At 69.6% G+C, this 5,822-nt stretch carries 7 protein-coding genes; 5 read left to right on the forward strand and 2 right to left on the reverse strand.

The window, feature by feature from the left end:
- Positions 1 to 329 precede the first annotated feature (329 nt).
- The 5 genes from rplM to P3L51_RS34580 all read left to right on the forward strand — a co-directional run bounded on the left by rplM (position 330) and on the right by P3L51_RS34580 (position 3,746).
- Positions 330 to 773 (forward strand): 50S ribosomal protein L13, encoded by a 444-nt coding sequence (gene rplM, locus P3L51_RS34560; RefSeq protein WP_354609322.1) that lies wholly within the window; start codon positions 330 to 332, stop codon positions 771 to 773.
- 42 nt (positions 774 to 815) lie between these two features.
- A complete protein-coding gene (gene rpsI / locus P3L51_RS34565; RefSeq protein ID WP_354609323.1) occupies positions 816 to 1,343 on the forward strand; it encodes a 30S ribosomal protein S9 in 528 nt (175 codons plus the stop codon).
- A 215-nt stretch (positions 1,344 to 1,558) separates the two neighbouring features.
- Entirely contained in the window at positions 1,559 to 2,917 is a 1,359-nt protein-coding gene (gene glmM / locus P3L51_RS34570) for a phosphoglucosamine mutase (protein ID WP_354609324.1), read from the forward strand.
- A gap of 129 nt (positions 2,918 to 3,046) precedes the next feature.
- Positions 3,047 to 3,532, forward strand: coding sequence for an AraC-like ligand-binding domain-containing protein (locus P3L51_RS34575; RefSeq protein ID WP_354609325.1), 486 nt, complete (start codon positions 3,047 to 3,049; stop codon positions 3,530 to 3,532).
- A gap of 82 nt (positions 3,533 to 3,614) precedes the next feature.
- On the forward strand, positions 3,615 to 3,746 hold the full coding sequence (locus tag P3L51_RS34580) for a hypothetical protein (protein ID WP_354609328.1): 132 nt from the start codon (positions 3,615 to 3,617) through the stop codon (positions 3,744 to 3,746).
- A 100-nt stretch (positions 3,747 to 3,846) separates the two neighbouring features.
- Here the strand turns inward: P3L51_RS34580 and P3L51_RS34585 are convergent, their stop codons facing one another.
- Positions 3,847 to 4,770, reverse strand: a complete 924-nt coding sequence (locus tag P3L51_RS34585) for a DUF389 domain-containing protein (protein WP_354609326.1) — start codon at positions 4,768 to 4,770, stop codon at positions 3,847 to 3,849.
- A gap of 8 nt (positions 4,771 to 4,778) precedes the next feature.
- Positions 4,779 to 5,822: type I pantothenate kinase (gene coaA, locus P3L51_RS34590; protein WP_354609327.1), on the reverse strand; the 1,044-nt coding region annotated here is incomplete at its 5' end.

A 5,822-nucleotide genomic window follows, 5' to 3' on the forward strand; every position in this document is an offset into this window, starting at 1 on the left:
CCCCGCTCCTCAAGCGCCGGACGGGCTGTAGGACGCCCTCAAACGCCGGACGGGCCGAGCGGGCGGGGCGCCGGAAGGGCTGAAGGCGCGGGTGCCGGACGGGCGTTGTGGGGCCTCGTTTTGACCCGTACGGCGCACCCTGGGTATCCTTCTGGTTCGTTATGCGTATTGGCTTGTTCATTCTCACGTGAGAGGCCCTTACGCCGGTCCACCGGGCCGATGATCCAGCGGCAGGCACGGGTTGCGTCCCCGTATGTCTGCCAGGGCTGTCGTGATCGTCCGGGTGGCCTTGTCAGGACCCACTCACTGAAGAAGCGAAGGCTACGACCGTGCGTACGTACAGCCCCAAGCCCGGCGATGTCACGCGCCAGTGGCACATCATCGACGCGCAGGACATCGTCCTGGGCCGTCTGGCGACTACGGCAGCGAACCTCCTCCGGGGCAAGCACAAGCCGATCTACGCCCCTCACATGGACATGGGCGACTTCGTCGTCATCATCAACGCCGAGAAGGTCCACCTCTCCGGCAACAAGAAGACCCAGAAGATGGCGTACCGCCACTCCGGTTACCCGGGTGGTCTGCGTTCCGTCCGCTACGACGAGCTCCTGGCGAAGAACCCCGAGAAGGCCGTGGAAAAGGCCATCAAGGGCATGATTCCCAAGAACACCCTGGGCCGTCAGATGCTCTCGAAGCTGAAGATCTACGCGGGCGACCAGCACCCGCACGCTGCCCAGCAGCCGGTTCCGTTCGAGATCACCCAGGTCGCGCAGTAATTCCGGCCACCGCCTAAGACGAAAAGAAATCTGAGGAACATCGTGGCCGAGACCACTGCAGAGACCCCCGTGGACGCCCCCGAGGCGGAGGAGACCTTCGCCGAGGTGACGACCTTCGAGTCGGAGACCCCCGTCGAGGGCGAGTACACCTCCGAGTCGCTGGCTTCCCGCTTCGGCGACCCCCAGCCGGCCGCCGGCCTGGGCCGTCGTAAGAACGCCATCGCCCGCGTCCGGATCGTTCCGGGCTCCGGCAAGTGGAAGATCAACGGGCGTTCGCTCGAGGACTACTTCCCGAACAAGGTCCACCAGCAGGCTGTCAACGAGCCCTTCAAGGTGCTTGAGCTCGACAACCGCTACGACGTCATCGCCCGTATCTCGGGTGGCGGCGTCTCCGGCCAGGCCGGCGCGCTGCGCCTCGGTGTGGCCCGCTCGCTGAACGAGGCGGACGTGGACAACAACCGCGCCCCGCTGAAGAAGGCCGGCTTCCTGAGCCGCGACGACCGCGCGGTCGAGCGCAAGAAGGCCGGTCTCAAGAAGGCCCGCAAGGCGCCGCAGTACAGCAAGCGCTAAACGCTCGCTCGGCCCTACCGCGCCATGGCCCTTACGGGCGCACGGCGTATGTATGGCATATGTTCGCCCCGGCGGCACTCTGTGCTGCCGGGGCGTTCGTTTTCCGAGCTTTCCTGATCCCCTGGACGATCTCTCGGGCAATCCCCGTGTTCTCCTTGGATGATCTTGGCCAAGCTCTTCTGGGCATTTTCTGAGGATTTTTCGGAGGGACAGCTGTGGGACGACTCTTCGGCACGGACGGCGTGCGCGGCATCGCCAACGCGGATCTGACGGCGGAGCTGACGCTCGGCCTCTCGGTCGCGGCGGCGCATGTACTCGCCGAGGCGGGCACGTTCGAGGGCCATCGGGCGACGGCGGTGGTCGGGCGTGATCCCCGTGCGTCGGGTGAGTTCCTGGAGGCCGCCGTGGTGGCGGGTCTCGCGAGCGCGGGCGTGGACGTCCTGCGCGTCGGTGTGCTGCCCACCCCCGCGGTGGCGTATCTCACCGGGGCGCTGGGCGCCGACCTCGGCGTGATGCTCTCCGCGAGCCACAACGCCATGCCGGACAACGGCGTCAAGTTCTTCGCGCGCGGCGGCCACAAGCTGGCCGACGAGCTGGAGGACCGCATCGAGGCCGTGTACGACGAGCACCGCACGGGTGCCCCCTGGGAGCGGCCGACCGGCGCGGGCGTGGGCCGGATCCGTAACTACGACGAGGGCTCCGACCAGTACGTCGCGCATCTCATCGGGGTGCTGCCGAACCGGCTCGACGGGCTCAAGGTCGTCCTGGACGAGGCGCACGGCGCGGCGGCCCGCGTGTCGCCGGAGGCGTTCACCCGCGCCGGCGCGGAGATCATCACGATCGGCGCCGAGCCGGACGGCCTGAACATCAACGACGGCTGCGGCTCCACCCACCTGGAACTGCTGAAGGCCGCCGTCGTCGAGCACGGCGCGGACCTCGGCATCGCCCACGACGGCGACGCCGACCGCTGCCTGGCCGTGGACGCGGCGGGCGAGGAGGTCGACGGCGACCAGATCCTGGCCGTACTGGCGCTCGCGATGCGCGAGGCGGGCACGCTGCGCGGCGACGCGGTCGTGGGGACGGTGATGTCCAACCTCGGCTTCAAGATCGCGATGGAGCGCGAGGGCATCACCCTCGTGGAGACGGCGGTCGGCGACCGTTACGTACTGGAGTCGATGAAGGAGCACGGTTACGCGCTCGGCGGCGAGCAGTCCGGGCACGTCATCGTCCTCGACCACGCGACGACCGGCGACGGCACGCTGACCGGTCTGATGCTGGCGGCGCGCGTGGCGGACACGGGCCGTTCGCTGGCCGACCTCGCGGGCGTGATGCGGCGGCTGCCGCAGGTGCTGACGAACGTGCCGGACGTGGACAAGTCGCGCGTCACGACGTCGGCGGAGCTGGCCACGGCGGTGTCGGAGGCCGAGCACCAGCTCGGCTCGACGGGCCGCGTGCTGTTGCGGCCCTCCGGTACGGAGCCGCTGGTACGGGTGATGGTGGAGGCGGCCGACATCGAGCAGGCACGCGCGGTCGCCGGTCGGCTGGCGGACGTGGTGAAGTCGGCGCTCGGTTAGAGGAGTTGGGGGCGGGGGCGGTTTCCGGCCCCCTTCCCCCGCCCTGCTCCCGGGAGGGATTGCGCGCGGTGGGCCCCGTTGGACACCCTGGGCGCGCAATCACGTACCGCCTGGGTGTGGGGGGATCCGATGGCGTTCACGGAGTTCGACACCGGGCTGTTACCGCGGGAGCAGCGGTTCGACTGGTGGCGGGAGGTCGTCGGGCAAGGCGTGGCCCCGACCCGGATCACCAGCGATTTCGCCTCCGACTTCGTGGGAAGCGTCAGCTCTCTCGACCTGGGGCGCCTTCAGCTGACGAAGATCTCGTTCCCGGCCCTCCGGTCGGAACGCACCGCGGACCTGATCCGGCGGGCTGACCCCGAGACCTATGAACTGACCCTGATTCTCGGCGGGTTGATGGGCATCTCGCAGAGGCGCCGGACGAGCCGGCTCGCCGCCGGTGACATCGCCATGTGGTCGTCGTCCCGGCCCGTACAGCGGTCAGGCGATGAGCGGGCCGGTGAGGGCCGGGCGGACGGCGGGCGGGCCGACAGGCTGATGGGGGAGGCGCCTGCGCTGGACGAGCGGAGCCGTGCGCGGCTCGGCGAGCCCGTCCGGCGGAGCGGTTCCTGTTGAGTACCGCCGGTCTCTGTGTCATCGGCCGACTACTCCACAGATGCGCCGAGTTGCCCACCGTGGTCCCTTGAAGAGGAATCCCGTGTCATCGCCCTACGACCCCAAGCACGCCGCCGCCGGCGATGTCGGCGCGGCGCTCATGATGGTCGACTCCCGGCTCAGGGGCGTTCACGACGGCATCACCGAAGCCCTGTCGAACGCGGAGAAGGACTGACGCGTCGCGGCGTATGCGCGAGGCCGGTCCCGCGCTTGTCGTCCGGTCGGCGCCCGGGGGAGTCCGTCGCGGAAGTTCGGTTACGGCCTCTGACGGCGGATCAGGGGCGCGTCCTCTTCCAGAGGGCCTTCTGGATCAGCAGCGTCAGCGTCCCCGCCAGGACGATGCCGCCGAGGTTGATCAGGAGCTGGCCGCTGGAGCCCCGTACCTGGTCGAGGTCCCCGTAGCCGAGAGCGACCGCGGCGTTCGCGGCGGCGGGGATCGTGGTGACCGAGATGGCGACGCCGACCAGTGCGCCGGACTTCGCCGAGGTCAGGGAGAGCATGCCGGCCACCCCGGCCAGGATCGCGACCACGAACGAGAACAGGTCCGGGGCGTAGATGAAGGACGTGTCCGGGCGGTCGGCCTTCAGCATGGACTCGCTGAACAGGCCGAGCGCGTTCATCAGCAGGCTGAAGCCGGTCGTCAGCACCATCGCCGCCGCGAACCCGGCGACCACCGCGACGAACGCGCGCAGGGCGAGCCGCGCGGAGCGCCGTACCACCGCCGTACAGAGCCCGGCGAGCGGGCCGAACTCCGGCCCCACGGCCATCGCGCCGACGATCAGGATCGCGTTGTCCAGCACCACGCCGCACGCGGCGATCATCGTCGCGAGGGTGAGGAAGGCGAGATAGGTGACCGAGAGGGTGGACTCCTCGTGGGTCGCGTCCGCCAACTGCTCCCAGAGCACGGCGTCGGCGCCCTCGCCGGGGGCGTCGTCCTCCGCCTTGTCGGCGCTGCGGGAGAGGGACAGGCCGATCTCGTCGGCGGCGATCGAACCGCGCTCGTCGAGGCCGAGGCCGCGCAGCGCGGCGATGAGCCCGTCGCCCGCCTCGCGTGCGACGTCGCACAGGACGAGATCGCCCACCGGTTCACGGGCGGCGCCGGGGACGACGACGAGGTGGGTGGTGCCGACGGTCTGTTCCACCGTACGTACGACCTGTTCGGTCAGGTCGGCGGGGACGATCAGGCGCAGATGCAGCACGGTGGCTCTCAGAGCTTGCGGAGTGACAGGCGCTGGACCTTGTGGTCGGCGCCCTTGCGGACGACCAGAGTGGCACGGCTGCGGGTGGGCGCCACGTTCTCCAGCAGGTTGAGGCGGTTGACGGTGCGCCAGGTGGTGCGCGCGTAGTCGAGGGCTTCCTCCTCCGAGACCTGGGTGTACTTCCTGAAGTAGGAGGACGGGTTCTGGAAGGCCGTCTCGCGCAGCTCGCGGAAGCGGTTCAGATACCAGCTCTCGATGTCCTCGGCGCGCGCGTCGACGTACACGCTGAAGTCGAAGAAGTCGGAGAGCCCGACGCGGGTGCGGCCGTCCTGGCCGGGGAGGGCGGGCTGGAGGACGTTGAGGCCCTCGACGATGAGGATGTCGGGGCGCCGTACGGTCAGCTTCTCGTCCGGCACGATGTCGTACTTCAGATGCGAGTAGACGGGCGCGGTCACCTCGTCCTTGCCGGCCTTGATGTCGGCGACGAAGCGGGTCAGCGCCCGGCGGTCGTACGACTCCGGGAAGCCCTTCCTCGACATCAGACCGCGCGCCTGCAACTCCTTCATCGGCAGCAGGAACCCGTCGGTGGTCACGCGCTCCACGCGCGGGTGCTCGGGCCAGCGGGCGAGCAGTGCCTGGAGGAGCCGTGCGACGGTCGACTTCCCGACGGCCACGCTCCCGGCGACTCCTATGACGAAGGGGGTGCCGCGCTGGGCGCCGTGGCCGTTGCCCGCTTCCCCGAGGAACGTGTTGAGCGCGCCGCGGAGTTGGCCGGTGGCCTGCACGTACAGGTTGAGCAGCCGGGAGATCGGCAGATAGACGTCCCGCACCTCGTCCAGATCGATGACGTCCCCGAGCCCGCGCAGCCGCTCGACCTCCTCGGCGCTGAGCGGCAGGGGTGTCTTGTCGCGCAGCGCGCTCCACTCGGCGCGGCTGAGATCGACGAAGGGAGTCGGCCCGTGCTCGGCGCGCCGCTGAACGCTCCGCGACGGCGACGGCGACGGCGACTGCGACGGTGAAGGTGAAGGTGAAGGCGACTGCGATGACGATGG

Origin of the sequence: Streptomyces panacea (assembly GCF_040560175.1) — a bacterium.
Lineage (GTDB): Bacteria > Actinomycetota > Actinomycetes > Streptomycetales > Streptomycetaceae > Streptomyces > Streptomyces panacea.